Source organism: Aeromonas sp. R7-5 (genome assembly GCF_040908015.1).
Taxonomy (GTDB): domain Bacteria; phylum Pseudomonadota; class Gammaproteobacteria; order Enterobacterales; family Aeromonadaceae; genus Aeromonas; species Aeromonas caviae.
In genome coordinates this window covers 168,123-186,770 of record NZ_JBFOCZ010000034.1, presented here as the reverse complement: position 1 = coordinate 186,770, position 18,648 = coordinate 168,123, and the positions used below count along the sequence as shown (strand labels likewise).

The following is an 18,648-nucleotide window of genomic DNA, read 5'->3' as shown; positions in this document are numbered from 1 at the left end:
GTAGCGCCGATGGTAGTGTGGCATTCGCCATGCGAGAGTAGGACACTGCCAGGCACCCAATACAAGAAACCCCGCTCACTCGAGCGGGGTTTTTTTATTGCCTGAAATTCAGCACTCACTGGAGTGCAAGCGGGCACTATGGTGCTGTTTCCCGCCGTGTTTTCTGATACTCGCATTCATCATCCCAGCCAATATCGACTTGTTTGTGGCCTGTTTCTGTTCAATATCTGTTCGAAACCCTGCATTCTGGATATAAAAAGCACAGAATGTGATGCTTCTACCTTTCTTGTCATGCCTGCTCTGGTTTAATTCCCGGGTCCACATCGATGGACCAAGGAATCACAATAATTTGAGGAATGGACACATGTTCAAAAGAACAGTAACGATGATGCTGGCGGCGGGAACCCTGGTATTAGGCGGTTGCGCATCCAATGGTGGTGCAGAGCAGGCGGCGGCGGACAACAGTGACTTCGGCGGCAAGTCCATCTACCTGCGTGGTGAGATGAACGACTGGATGGCCACCGACGAAAGCAAGGTCGTCAAGGTTGCCGACAAGCTCTACATGGCCAAGGGGACGCTCAAGAAAGAGTGGGCTCCTTACAAGTTCAAGTTTGCCGACTCCGGCTGGAGTTGTGGCACCAACTTCGGTTACAAGAGCCCGAGCGATGGCGTTGCCGTGCTCGGCGGGGAACCTGTACCGGTCAACCCGTGCTCCAAGTATGAGGACATGAAGTTCTCGCCCGAGGCGGATGGCGTCTATGAGTTCTATCTGAATATGGCGGGTGAGACACCGAGCGTATACGTCAAGAAACCCTGAGATAGTCTCTCGCTTTAAATCTCTCGGAAATTGAACTGGTTAAATGCCCTGGCCCAGAAATCTGCTGGCCGGGGCATTTTTTTAGGATAGAATCGGCGCCCTTACGACGGATGAATCACAATATATTGTGTTTTAAGTTCTTAAATTTACTACTGGTAGTATTTTTGTCACGATATTGCCCCATTCACAGGAGGTTGATTGACCATGGCTAAATCCATTCCGGTACTGGAGGGCGTCACCGCCAGCCGCCAGATCCCTCTGCAGGAGACGTCTCTCGAGATCTGGGATAGCAAGTATCGTCTCAAGAGCAAGGATGGCGCCCCCATCGACGGCTCCATCGACGAGACCTACCAGCGTGTCGCTCGCGCGCTGGCTGCGCAGGAGCGCGAACCCGACACCTGGTATGAACCCTTCCTGTGGGCCCTGCGCAATGGTGCCATTCCGGCGGGCCGTATCACCTCCAACGCCGGGGCGTTTGAGCACAAGCCGGCGACCTCCACTATCAACTGCACCGTCTCCGGCACCATTGAGGATTCGATGGACGATATCCTCGGCAAGGTGCACGAGGCGGGGCTGACCCTGAAGGCGGGTTGCGGCATCGGTTACGACTTCTCGACCCTGCGACCGCGTGGAGCCTTCGTCTCGGGAGCGGGGGCCTATACCTCCGGGCCGCTCTCCTTCATGGATATCTACGACAAGATGTGTTTTACCGTTTCCTCTGCCGGTGGCCGTCGTGGCGCCCAGATGGGCACCATGGATATCCGTCACCCCGATGTCGTCGAGTTCATCCAGGCCAAGCGGGAGGATGGTCGCCTGCGTCAATTCAACCTCTCCCTGCTCATCACCGAAGAGTTCGTCAGTGCGGTGAAGGAGGATGCCCCCTGGCAACTGATCTTCCCCTACACCGCCAAGGAGGTGGAGCAGGATGGCATCGCGCTGGATGACCCAGCGAGGGTGGTCTGGGCGGACTGGCCCAACAAGGAGGGTGTGGTGATCAACGAGCTGGGCCAGGTGGCCTGCAAGGTCTACAAGACCCTGCCCGCGCGCAAGCTGTGGAACGTCATCATGACCTCTACCTACGACTATGCGGAGCCCGGGTTCATCCTGATCGACAAGGTGAACCAGATGAACAACAACTGGTTCTGCGAAGAGATCCGTGCCACCAACCCTTGCGGTGAACAGCCTCTGCCGCCCTATGGGGCCTGCCTGCTGGGCTCGGTCAACCTGACCACCTTCGTGCGCGATCCCTTCACCGAGCAGGCCGCCTTCGACTGGCCCGCGTTTCGCAAGGTGGTGGCCATCTTTACCCGCATGCTCGACAACGTGGTGGAGATAAACCAGCTGCCGCTGGCCAAGCAGCGCGAGGAGATCACCGCCAAGCGTCGCCACGGCATGGGCTTCCTGGGGCTGGGCTCGACCCTCACCATGCTGCGCATCAAGTACGGCTCTGCGGCCTCCGTCGCCTTCACCGAACAGGTCTCCCAGGAGCTGGCGATGACCGGCTGGCAGGAGTCTCTGCGTCTGGCGAAGGAGAAGGGGCCGGCCCCCATCATGGAGCAGGAGTTCGAAGTCACCGGCAAGATGCTGCGTCTGCGCCCCGAAATGGCGGCAGATGGCATCAAGCTCGGCGACAAGGTGAAGGGCAAGGTGTTGCATGCCCGCTACAGCCGCTACATGCAGCAGGTGGCCGAGGTGGATCCCGCTCTGGTGGCCGAGCTGGCCGAGGTGGGTGGACGCTTCACCCATCACAGCAGCATAGCGCCGACCGGTACCATCTCCCTGTCGCTCGCCAACAACGCCAGTAACGGCATCGAGCCGAGCTTTGCCCACCACTACAGCCGCAATGTCATCAAGCCGGGCAAGAAGAGCAAGGAGAGCGTGGATGTCTACTCCTTCGAGCTGCTGGCCTATCGCGAGCTGGTGAACCCGGCCGCCATGCCCTATGCCGAGGAGGAGGGTAGCCGCCTGCCGGATTACTTCATTACCGCGGACGACGTCACGCCGACCGGGCACGTGGATATCCAGGCGGCGGCCCAGCGCTGGATCGACTCCTCCATCTCCAAGACCGCCAACGTGCCGACCGATTTTCCGTTCGAGCAGTTCAAGGATATCTACCTCTATGCCTCGGACTCCGGCCTCAAGGGCTGTACCACCTTCCGCTTCAACCCGGCCGCCTTCCAGGGCGTGCTGGTTAAGGAGAAGGATCTGGAGAACACCAGTTACGAGTTCACCCTGGAAGATGGCACCGTCATCACGGCGAAGGGGAACGAGGAGATCGAATACGATGGCGAGCTGCACACCGCCGCCAACCTCTATGACGCCTTGAAAGAAGGCTATTACGGCAAGTTCTGAGGACGAGACATGGTCAAGAAGATCGACAGAAAAATCGTCGCCTACAAGGTAAAAACCCGGGATGAGCCGCAAGATGCGCCGACGCCCCAGGATGACGTGGTGCACATGCATGAAACCGTGCTGCGCCCGGAACGGTTGATGGGCACCACCTACAAGCTGAAGACGCCGGAGCATGTCTCCGAGCACTCGCTGTTCATCACCATCAACGACATCATTCTCAACGAGGGCACGGTGCACGAGACCCGGCGCCCGTTCGAGATCTTCATCAACTCCAAGAGCCTGGAGCACTATCAGTGGATAGTGGCGCTGACCCGCATCATCTCGGCGGTGTTTCGCAAGGGAGGGGACGTCACCTTTCTGGTGGAGGAGTTGCGCTCCGTGTTCGATCCCAAGGGGGGCTACTGGAACAAGGGCAAGTACGTGCCTTCGCTCATCGCCGAAATTGGCAACGTGATCGAAACCCATCTCACCGAGATCGGCATGCTCAAGGTGCCCGGGCTGGACGAGCACCAGCAGGCGTTCCTGGCCGAGAAGCAGGCGCAATTGCAGGCACAGCAACAGGCAGAAGAGCAGCCGGCGGGCAGCGGTTTCCCACCCAGTGCCGCGCTCTGCTACAAGTGCCACACCAAGGCGCTGGTGCAAAAGGATGGCTGCATGACCTGTCTCAATTGCGGGGATTCCAAGTGCGGTTGAGGGGCTGATTGCCACCAAAGGCCGGCGACATGCCGGCCTTTTCATTGCTGATTTTATGTTCGAACGACGCCCATGATGGCAGCGATTTGTTGCGCACCGGTAAATTCGGGCGTAGCGTTGGGGGTAATAAAACTGTCACGGCCGTGTGGTTTCAATGACATCTGAGATTCACACACGTGGCACCTTCAGTGCCAAGGAGGATGCTTATGGACAACACGGACCGAAAGCTGTTTATCCTGGATACCAACGTTCTGCTTCACGAACCTCTCGCCATCTACTCCTTCAAAGAGCACGACGTGCTCATCCCCATGACGGTGCTCGAAGAGCTCGACAACATCAAGGATCGCCAGAAGGACGTCAGCCGTGATGCCCGTATCGCCATCCGTGCCCTGGAAGATGTGTTCCGCGATGCGACTCCGGAGCAGATAGTGCAAGGAGTGGCGCTGGCCGGCGAGGCGAGCGGCCGTATCTCCATCTTCAGCGACCACCATCTGCCCCAGGATGCCGAGGTGTTCACCGACAAGGAGGCGGACAACCGCATCATCAACGCCGCCCTCTACCTGCAAAAGCACGAGATGAAGCGTCAGGTGGTGCTGGTCACCAAAGACATCAACATGCGCCTCAAGGCCAAGGGAGCAGGTCTTGCCCATGTGGAGGATTACCGCAGCGACCAGCTCATCGACGACATCCGTCTGCTCGCCAAGGGATTCCAGGTGGTGCCCGGCAGCTTCTGGGAGCGGGTCGGCGAGTGCGACAGCGAAACCCATGGCCGCGATACGGTACACGTCATCGATGCCAATCTGCTGGAGGGAGTCCACGTCAACCAGTACCTCCTGGACGAGGAGAACTTCTTTGCCGCGCGGGTACTGAGCCACGACGGCAACAAGATCCGCCTGAAAGATCTCGGCCGCGAGCGGCTGATGTCCCGCAAGGCCTGGGGGGTACATCCCAAGAACGTCTATCAGGGCATGGCGCTGGATGCCCTGCTGGATCCGCACATCGACCTGGTGATCCTGACCGGCCCGGCGGGCTGCGGCAAGACCCTGCTCGCCATGGCGGCAGCGCTGGAGCTGGTGATCGAGAAGGGGATCTACGAGAAGGTGATCGTCACCCGAAATACCCCGGAAATTGCCGAGAGCATCGGCTTCCTGCCCGGGACCGAAGAAGAGAAGATGATGCCCTGGCTGGCGGCGGTCACCGACACTCTGGAGGTGCTGCACAAGCAGGACGAGAACATGAGCGGGTCCCTCAGCTACATCATGGAGAAGGCCAACATCCAGTTCAAATCGGTCAACTTCATGCGCGGGCGCAGCATCCAGAACACCTTCGTGCTGCTGGACGAGTGCCAGAACCTGACCGCGTCCCAGATCAAGACCATCATCACCCGCTGCGGGGAGGGGACCAAGATCGTCTGCTCCGGCAACCTGGCTCAGATCGACTCCAACTACCTGAGCCCGGTGACCTCGGGTCTGACCTACATCGTCGAGCGGTTCAAGGACTTCGACGGCAGTGCCAACATCTTCCTGAACGGGGTGGTACGCAGCAGGCTGGCTTCGTTCGCCGAGGAAAATCTCTGATTTGACGGGATCTCTGCATGAGAAAGGGGAAGCCGGACGGCTTCCCCTTTTTTGATCCCGCCTATCTCATGCCTCTCTCGGTCGGCCCAGGTAGCGCAGCAGCCCGGGGTGATCGCTACTGTGCAGGATATCCGGCTTGCCCTGCAAGGCGATGCGTCCCGCGTCGATGAAAAGCACCTGATCGGCGATGAGCTGGGCATCGTCCTGGGAACGACAGGGAGAGACCATCAGCTTGTCAGCCCTTCACTGTGGCGCCAGAGCGCGGCCCAGGTAGCGCAGCAGCCCGGGGTGATCGCTGCTGTGCAGAATATCCGGCTTGCCCTGCAAGGCGATGCGTCCCGCGTCGATGAAGAGCACCTGATCGGCGATGAGCTGGGCATCCTCGGGGTTGTGAGAGACCATCAGCACGGTGATGCCCTGCTCGCAGGCGAGGCGGGCGACCTCCGCCAGCATCTCCCGGCGCAGGGCCGGATCGAGGGCCGAGAAGGGCTCGTCCAGCAGCAGCAGCGGCCTGCCCCGCACCAGGGCGCGGGCCAGCCCCACCCGCTGCTGCTGGCCGCCGGAGAGCTGCTCCGGCAGGCGCGTCAGCATCTCCCCCAGGCCCACCTTGTCAGCGGCCTCCTGCACCTGCCTTTTCTGGGCCGGATTCAAGCGCAGGCCGGGATGCAGGCCGATGGCGATGTTGTCGAACACCGACAGGTGCAGGAAGAGGTTGTGATCCTGGAACAGGGTGGTGACCGGGCGCTCGGCGGGGCCCAGTGACAGCAGATCCTGGCCGTCGAAGGTGAGGGTGCCCGACTCCACCGGCACGAAGCCCGCGATCATGCCGAGCAGGGTGGACTTGCCGGCGCCGCTCGGACCGATGAGGGCGGTGATCTCCCCCTTGGGCAAGGTCGCACTGAAGGTCACCTGCCAGTCGGGATAACTGGTGACCAGTTCCTCAATTACCAGCATGTTTGGCTCCTGAATGTCGTTTTATAGAACAACAAGTAAGAAAAATTGATGAAAGGCAGCGTGAGTGACTGCCCCAAGGGGCGCCTCAGGGGCGTGCCCGGCCGGATCCGGGGGGCAGGGAGGCGGCAATGCCGCCGGGGATCAGTGATCCACATGCCTGCCTCCCAGTCCCCGTTCCACCAGCCAGAACAGGGAGAAGCAGAGGGTGAGCAGCAGCAGGGCGGTGGCGGCCGCCTCGGTCAGCCGGTAGCTGCCGAGCTGCTGATAGAGCAGCCAGGGTAGGGTAGTGAGGGTCTGGCTGCCGAACATGGCGATGGCCCCGAGATCCCCGAGGGACAATATCATCGAGAGCGCCATGGCCAGGGCCAGCGGACGGCGCAGCAGGGGCCACTCCACCAGGCGCAGGCGATGCAGGCCGCGCACCCCCAGGCTGTCCGCCAGCCGATCGTACTGGCGCACCACCAGTTGCATGGGGGCCGAGAGAGTGCGCAGCACATAGGGCAGCGCCATCAGGGCGTTGACCAGCACCACCAGCCAGGGGCCCAGGGCAAAGACGTCGGTGAAGGGCATGAACAGGATGAAGAGGCCGGTGGAGAGCACCACCGCCGGGATCATCAGGATCATGGAGCCGCTGGCCTCCCACAGGGCGGCGGCCCGCCGTTTGCGATCCCGTACCCTCAGATGCCGGCTGGTGAGCAGCAGCCCGGCGCCGAGCAAAGTGGCCAGGGAGCCTGCCGCCAGGGCTATGCCCAGGGACTGCCCCCCTGCCTGCCACAGCCGGGGTGAGCCGAGCGCCGCCAGCAGACCGGGGTTGAACCCGGCGACCACGATGGCCAGCAGGGGCGGCAGGAAGATGGCGAGCCCCATGGTCAGGGCCAGGCCATCCACCAGAGCGCTGCCCTTCTGGTGTCTGTCGGGACGCAGGCAGGGGCGACGGCTGGTGAGGCGACTGGCCGGGGTGGTCTGCAGCTTGTGTTGCAGCAGGAGCAGGGCCAGGGTCAGCAGCAGTTGCACCAGGGCGAGCCCGCCAGCGGTGGCGAGATCGAAGTCAAAGCGCAGCGCCTGGTAGACGGCTACCTCCAGTGTGGTGGACTTGGGGCCGCCCCCGAGCGCCAGCACTGTGGTGAAGCTGGTGAAGCAGAGCATGAAGATGAGGCTGGCGAGCCCCGGCAAGATGCCGCGGATGAGCGGCCACTCCAGCAGCCGGAAGATGTGGGAGGAGCGCATGCCGAGCTGGCTGGCGAGGCGCCAGGAGGACTCGGGGATGCTCTCTATGCTCTGCAGAATGAGGCGGGCGGCCAGCGGCATGTTGAAGAAGACATGGGCCAGCAGGATGCCGAACAGGCCATAGAGGTAGTTGCCGGGATCCATCCCCAGGCCGTGCAGCAGTTGCGGCAGCCAGCCCTGGCGACCGTGCACCGCCACCATGCCGAAGATGGCGATGATGACCGGCAACACCAGGGAGAGGCCGAAGAGCTTGAGCAGCAGGCGGCGTCCGGTGAAACGGCGTCGCGCCAGGGCCCTGGCCACCGGGATGGCAAGCCCCAGGCTCAGCAGGGTGGAGAGCAGTGCCTGCCAGAGGCTGAAACCCAGCACGTGGCGCAGGTAGGGATCGCCTAGCAGGGCGCGGGGGGAGAGGGTCCCCGCCTGCCACAACAGGGCGACCAGCGGCCCAATGGAGAGCAGCAGGATGACCAGGGTGGCTGCACTGCCGGGCAGCCACCAGAGGGTGCGACGACCTGAACTCACTGGGTGACGGCTTGCAGCCATTCGCGGATCCACCCCTTGCGGTTGGCGGCCACCTCGTCAGAGCTGAAGGTGAGGGGCTTAGCTACAGTGATCATCTGTTCGAACCCCTTGGGCAGCGCCACGTCTGTCACCGGATACATCCAGTTGCCGCCGGGGATCTCGTTCTGGAAGGCGGGGCTCACCATGAATTGCAGGAACTGGTCAGCCAGTTTGCCCTGTGTGGCGCCCTTGAGCTTGGCCGCCACTTCCACCTGGCGGTAGTGACCCTCCTCGAACGCGGCCGCCCGGTACTGGGGCTTGCTCTCGGCAACCAGGTGATAGGCGGGGGAGGTGGTGTAGGAGAGCACCATGTCCGCCTCGCCGTCGAGGAACATGCCGTAGGCCTCTGACCACCCCTTGGTGACGGTGACCGTCTTTTTGGCCAGTTGCGCCCAGGCGGTCGGTGCCTCATCCCCGTAGACCGACTTCATCCAGAGCATCAGGCCCTGACCCGGGGTGGAGGTGCGGGGATCCTGATAGATCACCTTGATATCGGGACGTGCCACCAGCTCCTTCAGGCTCTTGGGGGGCTGCTTGAGCTTGTTGCTGTCATAGACGAAGGCGAAGTAGCCGTAGTCATAGGGGACAAAGGTGTCGTCCTGCCAGCCACCCGGTACTTTGAGGCCATCGAGCCTGGTGGCATGGGGGGCGAACAGGCCGCTCTGCTTGGCCTCGCTGATGAGGGCATCGTCCAGCCCCAGCACCATGTCGGCCTTGCTGTGCTGGCCTTCCAGCCGCAGCCGGTTGAGGATGGCGACGCCATCCTCGAGGGGTACCAGATTGAGGGTGCAGCCGCACTCCTTCTCGAAGGCCTGCTTGATCTTGGGGCCCGGCCCCCATTCGGCGGCGAAGGAGCCGTAGGTGTAGACGGTGAGGGTGTCGGCGGCAAACGCCTGGGCAGAGAGCAGGCTGGTGGCGATCAGCAGCAGGGTCTTCATCAATGGCACTCCTGTGGATGTCGGGGTGCTCATCAATGGCACCTCGCGTGTGGTGAGCGCCGGCGGATGAGGGCACAAAAAACGCGCGCCATGCCTCAAATTCCTCCGCCAGCATTATCTGGATCAGGTTCACGGGTATAATCTCAGCGGTAAACCGCACCCCGTTTGAGCAACGCATCGCATTGTATTGGCGTTCCTGGGGGGAGGCCAGCACTATGTTTCACGGGCCGCATCGTGCGAGCCACCACCAAGGAGGAAGTCCCCAGTGATCACCAGCACCAAGGAAAGACGTGCCTTCCAGCGCATGGTCATCAATGCCCCCGTCACCCTGTTCCAGCATCAGCAGGTGCTGGAGGGGGTCTGCCGGGATCTCAGCGCCAACGGCATGGGCGTCGAGGTGAACAAGCACGAGTTCGATCTGGCCCAGCCCATCCGGGTGAGCCTGGCGACCAGCAGCAATCTTCTGCCTCCCTTCGAGGCCCAGGCCCGCATCGTGCGGGTGCTGGAGGAAGAAGACGGTCTCCTGCTGGCGCTGGAGTTTCTCTCCCTCACCTGAGACCCGGGCGCCCGTCCTCCTCGAGACAGGCCAGCCATGGGCTGGCCTGTCTCATTTCCCCTCATCCTGCACCGGTTGCACGCTCAACTGGCCGCTGTCGACCAGCGTCTTGCTGGTGGGCGCGAGCTGGCCCATGGGCAGCTGGGCCGGGCCGGTCGGCTCCATCAGGAGGTAGATCTCCCCCGCCCGGCTCAAGGTGGCGTCCCCCGGTTTGGCTGGCAGGGCCACCCCCAGCAGGGCATGTCCCGGCACGAACACCATGGCCTGCTTGAGATCGGGATACCCCTGGGCCAGCAGGGCGGCCATCAGGGTCACCTTGCTATCGCAATCCCCCCGGTTCTGCTCCAGCACCTGGCGCGGGCTCAGAAACCCCTTGCCAGAGCGGCCCGACTGGCTGTCGAGCAGTTGATAGGGGATGGCCTGGATGAAGTCGAGCATGTGGGCCACCGTCTTCTGGCGCGCCTCGGTCTCGGTGGCCCCTTCCTGCTTGAGCTGCTCCATCAACGGGGCCAGTTCGTCCCGGCTCTCCAGGGCGATGCGCACATGATCCTGCTTGATGGCGGGAGCGCCGTCGGGGGCAGTGAAGGGCTGGAAGTAGTGTTGCGTGAGCCAGGCAGCCTCCAGTTTGGCCTGCTCGGGCTTGACCCATTGGGAGGCTTCCCGCGCCTTGTCGGCGTTGCGGCTCTTGATGCTGAGGCTCATGGCGGGGCGCACGAGGGAGAACTGCACCTCGGGGAACGCCAGGGGGGCCTGTTGCAGCAGGCTTTGCAGTACGTCTTCCTGCATCCTGGCCGGACGGTAAGCGATGAGAGGGGGCAACTTGCCCGCCTCCAGCCGGTAGCTGAGCTGCTGCGCCTTGCCCTCTCTGTCCTGCCAGCCAACGTTGAGCTGACCGCCACTGTTGGTGAAAGAGGTCTGCCCGCCCAGGGCCGGGAGGCTGAGCAGCAGGCAGAGCAATGAAAGGGCGCCCCTTGCGGACATAGGTGTCTCCTGTCGGACATGCAGAGGTGGCGGGCTTTGTACAGCGACCCGACAATAAAACAGGGAGCCTCGGCTCCCTGTTGATTCTACTCGCTTTCTTGTCGCAGGCTCGTCAAATCCAGCTTGGCTGCTTCGCCTCGAAGGCGCTGATGGCGGCCTCATGCTGCAGGGTCAGACCGATGGCATCCAGCCCGTTGAGCAGACAGTAGCGACGGAACTCGTCGATTTCGAAGCCGAACGTGAGGCTGCCTGCACGCACCTGGTTGGCCTCCAGATCCACTTCGATCTCGATGCCCGGCTGGGCGGCGACCAGCTGGAACAGGGCGTCGACCTCCTCCTCCTTCAGACGAACCGGCACCATGCCGTTGTTGATGGCGTTGCCGTAGAAGATGTCGGCAAAGCTCGGGGCGATCATGGTCTTGAAGCCGTAGTCCGCCAGCGCCCAGGGGGCGTGCTCGCGACTCGAGCCGCAGCCGAAGTTCTCGCGGGCCAACAGGATGCTGGCACCGGCGAATTGCGGCTTGTTCAGTACGAACTCCGGGTTGGGCTGCTCCCCTGCATCGTCCAGGAAGCGCCAGTCGTGGAACAGGTGCTTGCCAAAGCCGATGCGGTTCACTTTCTGCAGGAACTGCTTGGGAATGATGGCGTCGGTGTCGACGTTGGCGCTGTCGAGGGGAACGACGATCCCTTTATGCTGTTTGAAACCTGTCATGTACGTTCCCTCTTACAGTGCACGAATGTCGGCGAAGATGATGTCGGTGACGGCGAAGGGCCGTCCGTGTTGTTTGAATGCTTTCATCCTCAACCCCTCTTACAGCGCGCGAATGTCGGCGAAGCGGCCGGTGACGGCGGCGGCGGCGGCCATGGCCGGGCTCACCAGGTGGGTGCGACCGGCACGACCCTGACGCCCCTCGAAGTTGCGGTTGCTGGTGGAGGCGCAGCGCTCCCCCGGTTGCAGCCGGTCGTTGTTCATGGCCAGACACATGGAGCAGCCGGGCAAGCGCCACTCAAAGCCTGCCTCGATGAAGATCTTGTCCAGCCCCTCGGCCTCGGCCTGGGCCTTCACCTGCTCGGAGCCCGGCACCACCAGGGCCTGTACCCCTGCGGCGACCTTGCGACCGCGGGCGATTGCTGCGGCAGCGCGCAGATCCTCGATGCGGCTGTTGGTGCACGAACCGATGAACACCTTGTCGATGGCGACGTCGGAGAGCTTCTGGCCCGGTTGCAGGTCCATGTAGGCGAGGGCCTTGCGGGCGGACTGCTGCTCCACCGGATCGGTGAAGGATTCCGGTGCAGGGATGGGCTCATTGACGGCGATCACCTGGCCCGGGTTGGTGCCCCAGGTCACTTGCGGGGCGATGTCGGCGGCGTCGAGCACCACTTCGGCGTCGAAGTGGGCACCTTCGTCGCTCTTGAGGGTCAGCCAGTAGGCGATGGCCTGTTCCAGCGCCTCCCCCTTGGGAGCGAACTCCTTGCCACGGATGTAGTCGATGGTGGCCTGGTCGGGGGCAATCATGCCCGCTTTGGCGCCGAGCTCGATGGCCATGTTGCACACCGTCATGCGCCCTTCCATGGTGAGCCCCTCGATGGCTTCACCGGCGAACTCCACCACGTAGCCGGTCCCGCCTGCATGACCCACCTTGCCAATGATGGCGAGCACCACGTCTTTGGCGCTGATGCCTGCGGCCAGCTTGCCGTTGACAGAGATACGCATGGTCCTTGCGCGGCCCTGTTTCAGGGTCTGGGTGGCCATCACGTGTTCCACTTCGGAGGTGCCGATACCGAATGCGAGCGAGCCGAAGGCGCCGTGGGTGGCGGTGTGGGAGTCACCGCAGACGATGGTGGTGCCGGGCAATGTGATGCCGAGCTCGGGGCCCATCACGTGGACGATGCCCTGGTACTTGTGGTTCAAGTCATAGAGACGAACCCCGAACGCCTTGCAGTTGGCGGCGAGTGTCTCCATCTGGATGCGGGCCATCTCGCCGGAGGCGGCGATGTCCTTGGTGGTGGTGGAGACGTTGTGATCCATGGTGGCCCAGGTCAGATCCGGGCGACGCAGCTGGCGGTTCATGGCGCGCAGGCCGTCGAATGCCTGGGGGCTGGTCACTTCATGCACCAGATGACGGTCGATGTAGATGAGAGGGGTTTCCCCTTCCACTTCCCGCACCACGTGGGCGTCGAACACTTTCTGATAGAGGGTCTTGGACATTGCTCGGTTTCCTTGTTATCGATGCCGTGGGATCAGATGCGCGCGGCGATCTGGCTGCCCATGTCGGCCGTGCTCTGCACCGGGTGCGTGGCGCTGGCCTGATGCAGGTCGGCGGTGAAATAGCCTTCTGCCAGGGTCTGGGCCACGGCCTGCTCGATGGCCTGGGCGGCGGCTTCCTGGCCGAGACTGTAACGCAGCATCAGGGCGGCGGAGAGGATCTGGGCGATGGGATTCGCAATCCCCTTGCCGGCGATATCCGGGGCCGAGCCACCGGCCGGCTCGAACAGGCCGAAGCCGGATTCGTTGAGGCTGGCTGAGGGGAGCAGGCCCATGGAGCCGGTGATCATGGCGCACTCGTCGGAGAGGATGTCACCGAACAGGTTGGAGCAGAGCAGCACGTCGAACTGGGACGGATCCTTGATGAGCTGCATGGTGGCGTTGTCGATGTACATGTGGTTCAGGGCCACATCCGGGTAGGACTTGGCGACCTCGGTCACCACCTCGCGCCACAGGATGGAGGAGGCGAGAACGTTGGCCTTGTCGATGGAGGTGACCCTGGCCTTGCGCACTCGGGCCGATTCAAACGCTATCTTGGCGATGCGCTCGATCTCGAAGCGGTGGTACACCTCGGTGTCGAAGGCCTTCTCGGTGGCGCCTTCCCCTTCACGCCCCTTGGGCTGGCCGAAATAGATGCCGCCGGTCAGCTCGCGCACGCAGGCGATGTCGAAGCCGCGATCGGAGATGTCGGCACGCAGCGGGGAGAACTGCTCCAGACCGGTGTAGATGCGGGCCGGGCGCAGGTTGCAGAACAGTTTGAAGTGGGCACGCAGGGGCAGCAGGGCACCGCGCTCCGGCTGATCGTTGGGCGGCAGGTGCTCCCACTTGGGGCCACCTACCGATCCGAACAGCACCGCATCGGCCGCTTCGCAGCCTTTGATCGTGCTCTGGGGCAGCGGTGTGCCGTGGTTGTCGATGGCGATGCCGCCGACGTCGTGACGGTCATAGTCGAGGGAGAAGCCGAATTTGGTCTGCACCTTTTCCAGTACCTTGATGGCCTCAGCCATCACTTCCGGGCCAATGCCGTCACCCGGCAATACTGCGATCCGATAACTGCTCATACTCTCTCCGTCTTGATAGTGTGATTCCGTTTCATCCGGGAGGCCGGTCCGGGCCACTGCCCTGGCCCCGGTCCTCCCCATGTCATGCTGTCATCTTGTCCGGCGGCGGGCTCAGACGGTTTCCGATTTGATGGTGTGGTTGCGCTCCATCTGCTCGGCCACCTGGTCCGCGCGCCAGATGCTGTTGATCACGTGGACCAGGGCCTGGGCCGAGGATTCGATGATGTCGGTGGCCAGCCCCATGCCGTGGAACTTGCGCCCCTTGTACTCGGCGACGATGTCCACCTGGCCGAGGGCGTTCTTGCCCTCGCCCTTGCCCTTGAGTTCGTATTTATCGATGCGGATCTCGTAACCGGTGATGCGGTTGATGCACTGGTAGACCGCATCCACCGGGCCGTTGCCGGTGGCGGCCTCGCACACCAGATCCTGGCCTACCTTGAGCTTGACCGAGGCGGTGGCGAGCACCGAGCTGCCGCTCTGCACGCCAAGGTACTCCAGCTTGAAGTGCTCGGGCTCCTCGTGGATCTGGCTGAAGAAGGCGAGGGCTTCCAGGTCGTAGTCGAATACCTGGCCCTTCTTGTCGGCCAGGGTGAGGAACTTGGCGTAGAGATCGTCGAGGTCGTAGCTGCTCTCGGCGTAGCCCATGGACTCCATCCGGTGCTTGATGACGTGGCGGCCGGAGCGGGAGGTCATGTTGAGGTTGTTCTGGGTGAGACCGATGCTCTCGGGGGTGATGATTTCATAGGTGTTCTTCGCCTTGAGCACGCCATCCTGATGGATGCCTGAGCTGTGGGAGAAGGCGTTGGCGCCGACGATGGCCTTGTTGGGCTGCACCGGCATGTTGCAGATTTGACTGACGAGGGTGCTGGTGCGATGGATCTCGCTGTGGCGGATGTTGGTGTGTACCCCGAGCAGGTCGGCGCGGGTTTTCAGGATCATCGCGACCTCTTCCAGAGAGCAGTTGCCAGCACGCTCGCCGATGCCGTTGATGGTGCACTCGATCTGGCGGGCCCCCATCTGCACGGCACTGATGGAGTTGGCCACCGAGAGGCCCAGATCGTCGTGGCAGTGCACCGAGATGATGGCCTTGTCGATGTTGGGTACCCGGTTGAACAGGGTGTGGATGATGCCGGAGAATTCGGTCGGCACCGTGTAGCCCACGGTGTCAGGAATGTTGATGGTGCGGGCGCCGGCCTTGATGGCGGCTTCCACCATGCGGCACAGGTTGTCTATCGGGGTGCGGCCGGCATCCTCGCAGGAGAACTCCACGTCATCGGTGTAGCGCAAGGCGTGCTTGATGGCGCCGACCCCCATCTCCAGCACGTCTTCGAAGCTCTTTTTCAGCTTGCTCTCCACGTGGATGGAGGAGGTGGAGATGAAGGTATGGATGCGAAACGCCTCTGCCACTTTCAAGGCTTCGCCGGCGGCATCGATGTCTTTTTGCAGGGCGCGAGCCAGGGCGCAGACCCGGCTGTTCTTGATGTGGCGGGCGATGGTCTGAACCGATTGAAAATCGCCGGGGGAGGAGACGGGGAAACCCACTTCCATGATATCGACACCGAGCCGCTCCAGCGCCTGGGCGATCTGCAGCTTCTCCTTGACCGTCAAGCTGGCCGACAGCGCCTGCTCACCATCACGCAAGGTGGTGTCGAATATGATGACCCGATCTGACATGTGACTTCCCTCTTCCTAAGTTCGCTGCGTGCATCCTGCATGGCATAAAAAAACCCGTGCGGGGTGCACGGGTTTCTGTAAATTCCGGCTATGCCTTAGCCCGGCTACAAGGATCCCGCGCGAGGAGTCGCGATTAGGGAGAGCAGTAGTAGCGGAGCGGCAATACGCATGATGTCTCAATCCTTCCAGTCGATAACGCTACTACCAATAACGAGATTTTTATGCTGTGTCAACCGGAATGGACAGGTTCAATCCACTGGTTTATTTAATCGGATTGTAAAGGAGTGCAAATTCTCTTGTCCCATATTCGGTTCATGCCTGATTATCTGGTCATTCCTGCTGTACTCGATCACCCGCACAATCAGATCGACTTATCAGCCCTTGCTGAATTATCTGAGGTATTCCATGGAAAAACGCAGACCTGGCCGTCCAGTCGGACGTTCCGACATTCGTGACAAGCTGCTTGCCGCCGCACGCGAACGTTTTCTCAACACCCCCTACAGCAAGGTGACGACCCGCGAGATTGCCGAGCTGGCAGGCTCCAATCTGGCGATGATCCACTACTACTTCGGCAGCAAGGAAGGCCTCTACAAGGCGGTGCTGGGGGATGTGGCCGAGCCCCTCGAGCAAGCCTGGCACGACGAGAGCAGCAACCGCAGCCTGACCGATCTGCTCAACACCTACTATCAGGTGATGGCGCCCAACAGCGAGCTGACCTCTGCCATCTCCAGCGCATTGTCCACTGAAAAGAGCCCGGGGCGTGATTTTGTGCTGAGCCGCCTGCTGGATCGCCAACTTCCCCAGTTCGATGCCCTGCTCGAATCCATGCGGTCCAACGGCCAGCTGGCGGACAACCTGGACCCCGAGATGCTGAAGATCTCCTTCCTCAGCATGATGTGGCAGCCTTTCGTGATGAAGGATCTCTACGAGCAGGTGTTTGGTCTGACGGTGGACGAGCACTTCATGAGCCGCCTCGCCGCCCACAACTGCCGCCTGATGGAAAACGGCCTGCGCGGTGCCCTGAACTGACTTTTTCGGGATGACGGATGAAAAAGGGCCCCTGGGCCCTTTTTTTCATCAATCTGTTATCTGGGCGTCAACGAAGTGTCATGCCGCCCTCCTAGTCTGCACTCAGGATGCAAGGGAGGGCCGTGATGAACAAGATCCAGCAATGGGACCTGCGGGTGTGCCGTGTCTGCCTGCTCCACCCCTACAATCAGCCGCAGGCCAGGATAAGCCGGCTTGTCTCCCGTACCGGTGACGGCCCCCTCTATGCCGTGGCGGCCTGCCTGCTCTGGTGGCAGGGGAGCGCCGGGCAGGAGGCGGTCAGGGTGGCGCTCTGGGCGTTTGCCCTCGAGTTGCCGCTCTACCTGCTGCTCAAGAATGCCCTCAAACGCCAGCGCCCGGCAGGGCTACCTGTCTTCATCACCCCGTCGGATCGTTACAGCCTGCCCTCGGGCCACACCGCGGCCGCCTTTCTGATGGCGACCGTACTGGCCGCCAGTTTCCCGCTCTGGGCACCGCTGCTGTTTGTCTGGGCCGCGCTGGTGGGGGCGTCCCGCCTGCTGCTCGGGGTGCATTATCTGAGTGATCTGGTGGCCGGGGTGCTGCTTGGCGGTGGTTGCGCCCTCTGGGCGCTGGGTTGGAGCCAGGGATGAGGATACTGTTCGGCGTTCAGGGGACCGGCAACGGTCATATCAGTCGTAGCCGGACCCTGGCGCGCGCATTGAAGAGCAGGGGCGTGGCGGTGGACTATCTGTTCAGCGGGCGCGCCGCCGACGGCTACTTCGAGATGGGGGAGTTCGGGGATTATCGCACCTTCCCCGGTATCACTTTCGCCAGCCATCAGGGGCGAATCTCGGGCTGGCGCACCCTCAAGGGACTCTCTCCCCTGCGTTTCTGGCAAGATCTGCGTGCCCTCGATTGTCGCGAGTACGATCTGGTCATCAGCGACTTCGAGCCGCTCACTGCCCATGCTGCTCGCCGCTGGGGCAAACCCAGCCTCACCATCAGCCATCAGGCGAGCTTCGACTGGCCGATCCCGCGCTGGGGAGAGAGCGGCTTCAACCGCCAGCTGATGCGCCATTTTGCGCCGGTACGCCAGTCCCTGGGGCTGCACTGGTTCCATTTCGGCCAGCCCCTGCTGCCTCCCATCGTCGATCCCCTCGAGCTTGTGCCGGACAACCAGCAGATCCTGGTCTATCTGCCATTCGAGCAGACAGAGACGATCGCGGCCCTGTTGTCGCGTTTCAGCCCGCAGTCGTTCATCTGCTTCCATCCCGAGGTGCGCAAGCGCAGCGAGTGGCGCAACATCCGCTTTGAACCTCAGGCCAGAGAGGGGTTCAAGCTGGCGCTGGCCGGTTGTCGCGGGGTCATCAGCAATGCGGGATTCGAGCTTGCCTCCGAGGCGCTCTCCCTTGGCAAGAAGCTGCTGGTCAAACCCCTGGGTGGCCAGTTCGAGCAGTTGACCAACGGCAGGACCCTGGAGCTGATGGGGCTGGCCCAGTTGATGGACAGCCTGGATGCCAATGCGGTGCGAAGCTGGCTGGAGGCCCCTTCTCCTGGCAGGGTACGCTATCCCGATGTGGCAGGAGAGCTGGCCGACTGGTTGCTGGCCGGGGCAGGGGAGGAGGTGGGGGCGCTCTCCCGCCGCCTCTGGGGCAGGACCCTCTTTCCGGAGGAGGTGTGTGACAGCCTGGGGGAGCTTGCCAGCCGCACCGGCCAGGAGCGTCCCTGGTTATCCCAACTCAGCGCCTTTGACTAAACTGAGTCGATCCCACCACGGAGAGGACGGAGACCATGCGCTTTACCAATGAAAACGGCGACACCATGACTCTGGCAGACAATCTCACCCTGCATGAGCTGCTCGACATGGGTGTCAGCATTTCGGTCTGCGAAGAGACGGATCCGGATCAGCAGATCTGGCTGGCAGAACCCGAAGACGAGCAGTGAAACCAGCCAGTTTTTGACGGCTCACCCCCTCGGGGTGGG

General features: G+C 62.2%; 18 protein-coding genes and 1 riboswitch. Of the genes, 9 read left to right on the top strand and 9 right to left on the bottom strand.

Annotation, left to right across the window (positions count from 1 at the left end; genetic code table 11):
* Window positions 1-364: 364 nt before the first annotated feature.
* From AB5Y53_RS19840 to AB5Y53_RS19825, 4 genes are all read left to right on the top strand, one after another.
* Window positions 365-817 (top strand): pullulanase, encoded by a 453-nt coding sequence (locus AB5Y53_RS19840; protein WP_029313820.1) that lies wholly within the window; start codon window positions 365-367, stop codon window positions 815-817.
* 204 nt (window positions 818-1,021) lie between these two features.
* Window positions 1,022-3,169, top strand: a complete 2,148-nt coding sequence (locus AB5Y53_RS19835) for an adenosylcobalamin-dependent ribonucleoside-diphosphate reductase (RefSeq protein ID WP_041215837.1) — start codon at window positions 1,022-1,024, stop codon at window positions 3,167-3,169.
* A gap of 9 nt (window positions 3,170-3,178) precedes the next feature.
* Window positions 3,179-3,862 (top strand): hypothetical protein, encoded by a 684-nt coding sequence (locus AB5Y53_RS19830; RefSeq protein ID WP_010673144.1) that lies wholly within the window; start codon window positions 3,179-3,181, stop codon window positions 3,860-3,862.
* A gap of 206 nt (window positions 3,863-4,068) precedes the next feature.
* Complete coding sequence (locus tag AB5Y53_RS19825; RefSeq protein WP_010673145.1) at window positions 4,069-5,439, top strand: PhoH family protein; 1,371 nt, start codon at window positions 4,069-4,071, stop codon at window positions 5,437-5,439.
* Between the two features lie 66 nt (window positions 5,440-5,505).
* On the opposite strand, the gene AB5Y53_RS19820 is transcribed toward AB5Y53_RS19825, so the two are convergent.
* The 4 genes from AB5Y53_RS19820 to thiB all read right to left on the bottom strand — a co-directional run bounded on the left by AB5Y53_RS19820 (window position 5,506) and on the right by thiB (window position 9,119).
* Window positions 5,506-5,667: a hypothetical protein gene (locus AB5Y53_RS19820; RefSeq protein ID WP_164882965.1), complete on the bottom strand. Its 162-nt coding sequence runs from the start codon at window positions 5,665-5,667 to the stop codon at window positions 5,506-5,508.
* A 15-nt stretch (window positions 5,668-5,682) separates the two neighbouring features.
* The gene (gene thiQ / locus AB5Y53_RS19815) at window positions 5,683-6,393 is read right to left on the bottom strand and encodes a thiamine ABC transporter ATP-binding protein (RefSeq protein WP_049637131.1); all 711 of its coding nucleotides are present in this window, start codon (window positions 6,391-6,393) and stop codon (window positions 5,683-5,685) included.
* A gap of 141 nt (window positions 6,394-6,534) precedes the next feature.
* Complete coding sequence (gene thiP / locus AB5Y53_RS19810; RefSeq protein ID WP_319911864.1) at window positions 6,535-8,163, bottom strand: thiamine/thiamine pyrophosphate ABC transporter permease; 1,629 nt, start codon at window positions 8,161-8,163, stop codon at window positions 6,535-6,537.
* The gene (gene thiB, locus AB5Y53_RS19805) at window positions 8,139-9,119 is read right to left on the bottom strand and encodes a thiamine ABC transporter substrate binding subunit (protein WP_368182998.1); all 981 of its coding nucleotides are present in this window, start codon (window positions 9,117-9,119) and stop codon (window positions 8,139-8,141) included. The genes thiP and thiB overlap by 25 nt, the downstream gene beginning before the upstream one ends.
* Before the next feature lie 83 nt (window positions 9,120-9,202).
* Window positions 9,203-9,293, bottom strand: a riboswitch (TPP riboswitch).
* A gap of 91 nt (window positions 9,294-9,384) precedes the next feature.
* On the opposite strand from thiB, the gene AB5Y53_RS19800 reads away from it, so the two are divergent.
* The gene (locus AB5Y53_RS19800) at window positions 9,385-9,675 is read left to right on the top strand and encodes a PilZ domain-containing protein (protein ID WP_010673149.1); all 291 of its coding nucleotides are present in this window, start codon (window positions 9,385-9,387) and stop codon (window positions 9,673-9,675) included.
* 51 nt (window positions 9,676-9,726) lie between these two features.
* Here AB5Y53_RS19800 and AB5Y53_RS19795 read toward each other — a convergent pair whose 3' ends face one another.
* The 5 genes from AB5Y53_RS19795 to leuA all read right to left on the bottom strand — a co-directional run bounded on the left by AB5Y53_RS19795 (window position 9,727) and on the right by leuA (window position 15,657).
* Complete coding sequence (locus tag AB5Y53_RS19795; RefSeq protein WP_167825205.1) at window positions 9,727-10,656, bottom strand: transglutaminase domain-containing protein; 930 nt, start codon at window positions 10,654-10,656, stop codon at window positions 9,727-9,729.
* Between the two features lie 112 nt (window positions 10,657-10,768).
* Complete coding sequence (gene leuD, locus AB5Y53_RS19790) at window positions 10,769-11,368, bottom strand: 3-isopropylmalate dehydratase small subunit (protein ID WP_039041180.1); 600 nt, start codon at window positions 11,366-11,368, stop codon at window positions 10,769-10,771.
* Between the two features lie 99 nt (window positions 11,369-11,467).
* Entirely contained in the window at window positions 11,468-12,865 is a 1,398-nt protein-coding gene (gene leuC, locus AB5Y53_RS19785) for a 3-isopropylmalate dehydratase large subunit (RefSeq protein ID WP_368182997.1), read from the bottom strand.
* 32 nt (window positions 12,866-12,897) lie between these two features.
* On the bottom strand, window positions 12,898-13,983 hold the full coding sequence (gene leuB / locus AB5Y53_RS19780) for a 3-isopropylmalate dehydrogenase (RefSeq protein WP_041211114.1): 1,086 nt from the start codon (window positions 13,981-13,983) through the stop codon (window positions 12,898-12,900).
* 111 nt (window positions 13,984-14,094) lie between these two features.
* Window positions 14,095-15,657 carry a 2-isopropylmalate synthase gene (gene leuA, locus AB5Y53_RS19775; RefSeq protein ID WP_010673154.1) on the bottom strand — a complete coding sequence of 521 codons (1,563 nt, stop codon included), beginning with the start codon at window positions 15,655-15,657 and terminating at the stop codon, window positions 14,095-14,097.
* A 405-nt stretch (window positions 15,658-16,062) separates the two neighbouring features.
* Between leuA and AB5Y53_RS19770 the strand changes: the two genes are divergently transcribed.
* The 4 genes from AB5Y53_RS19770 (at window position 16,063) to AB5Y53_RS19755 (ending at window position 18,609) form a co-directional block, all read left to right on the top strand.
* A complete protein-coding gene (locus tag AB5Y53_RS19770) occupies window positions 16,063-16,686 on the top strand; it encodes a TetR/AcrR family transcriptional regulator (RefSeq protein ID WP_010673155.1) in 624 nt (207 codons plus the stop codon).
* A gap of 125 nt (window positions 16,687-16,811) precedes the next feature.
* Window positions 16,812-17,315: a phosphatase PAP2 family protein gene (locus AB5Y53_RS19765; RefSeq protein ID WP_368182995.1), complete on the top strand. Its 504-nt coding sequence runs from the start codon at window positions 16,812-16,814 to the stop codon at window positions 17,313-17,315.
* Window positions 17,312-18,421 (top strand): MJ1255/VC2487 family glycosyltransferase, encoded by a 1,110-nt coding sequence (locus tag AB5Y53_RS19760; RefSeq protein WP_368182993.1) that lies wholly within the window; start codon window positions 17,312-17,314, stop codon window positions 18,419-18,421. The genes AB5Y53_RS19765 and AB5Y53_RS19760 overlap by 4 nt, the downstream gene beginning before the upstream one ends.
* Before the next feature lie 35 nt (window positions 18,422-18,456).
* A complete protein-coding gene (locus AB5Y53_RS19755; RefSeq protein WP_010673158.1) occupies window positions 18,457-18,609 on the top strand; it encodes a hypothetical protein in 153 nt (50 codons plus the stop codon).
* The last annotated feature ends 39 nt before the right edge of the window (window positions 18,610-18,648 follow it).

What these genes read in the sequence shown, in the direction of transcription:
- AB5Y53_RS19825 (WP_010673145.1), top strand. Translation starts at nt 4,069, where the DNA reads ATGGACAACACGGACCGAAAGCTGTTTATCCTGGATACCAACGTTCTG.
- leuA (WP_010673154.1), bottom strand. Translation starts at nt 15,657, where the DNA reads ATGTCAGATCGGGTCATCATATTCGACACCACCTTGCGTGATGGTGAG.
- thiQ (WP_049637131.1), bottom strand. Translation starts at nt 6,393, where the DNA reads ATGCTGGTAATTGAGGAACTGGTCACCAGTTATCCCGACTGGCAGGTG.
- AB5Y53_RS19835 (WP_041215837.1), top strand. Translation starts at nt 1,022, where the DNA reads ATGGCTAAATCCATTCCGGTACTGGAGGGCGTCACCGCCAGCCGCCAG.
- leuD (WP_039041180.1), bottom strand. Translation starts at nt 11,368, where the DNA reads ATGACAGGTTTCAAACAGCATAAAGGGATCGTCGTTCCCCTCGACAGC.
- AB5Y53_RS19830 (WP_010673144.1), top strand. Translation starts at nt 3,179, where the DNA reads ATGGTCAAGAAGATCGACAGAAAAATCGTCGCCTACAAGGTAAAAACC.
- AB5Y53_RS19840 (WP_029313820.1), top strand. Translation starts at nt 365, where the DNA reads ATGTTCAAAAGAACAGTAACGATGATGCTGGCGGCGGGAACCCTGGTA.
- leuB (WP_041211114.1), bottom strand. Translation starts at nt 13,983, where the DNA reads ATGAGCAGTTATCGGATCGCAGTATTGCCGGGTGACGGCATTGGCCCG.
- AB5Y53_RS19755 (WP_010673158.1), top strand. Translation starts at nt 18,457, where the DNA reads ATGCGCTTTACCAATGAAAACGGCGACACCATGACTCTGGCAGACAAT.
- AB5Y53_RS19795 (WP_167825205.1), bottom strand. Translation starts at nt 10,656, where the DNA reads ATGTCCGCAAGGGGCGCCCTTTCATTGCTCTGCCTGCTGCTCAGCCTC.
- thiP (WP_319911864.1), bottom strand. Translation starts at nt 8,163, where the DNA reads ATGGCTGCAAGCCGTCACCCAGTGAGTTCAGGTCGTCGCACCCTCTGG.
- AB5Y53_RS19770 (WP_010673155.1), top strand. Translation starts at nt 16,063, where the DNA reads ATGGAAAAACGCAGACCTGGCCGTCCAGTCGGACGTTCCGACATTCGT.
- thiB (WP_368182998.1), bottom strand. Translation starts at nt 9,119, where the DNA reads ATGAAGACCCTGCTGCTGATCGCCACCAGCCTGCTCTCTGCCCAGGCG.
- AB5Y53_RS19820 (WP_164882965.1), bottom strand. Translation starts at nt 5,667, where the DNA reads ATGGTCTCTCCCTGTCGTTCCCAGGACGATGCCCAGCTCATCGCCGAT.
- AB5Y53_RS19765 (WP_368182995.1), top strand. Translation starts at nt 16,812, where the DNA reads ATGAACAAGATCCAGCAATGGGACCTGCGGGTGTGCCGTGTCTGCCTG.
- leuC (WP_368182997.1), bottom strand. Translation starts at nt 12,865, where the DNA reads ATGTCCAAGACCCTCTATCAGAAAGTGTTCGACGCCCACGTGGTGCGG.
- AB5Y53_RS19760 (WP_368182993.1), top strand. Translation starts at nt 17,312, where the DNA reads ATGAGGATACTGTTCGGCGTTCAGGGGACCGGCAACGGTCATATCAGT.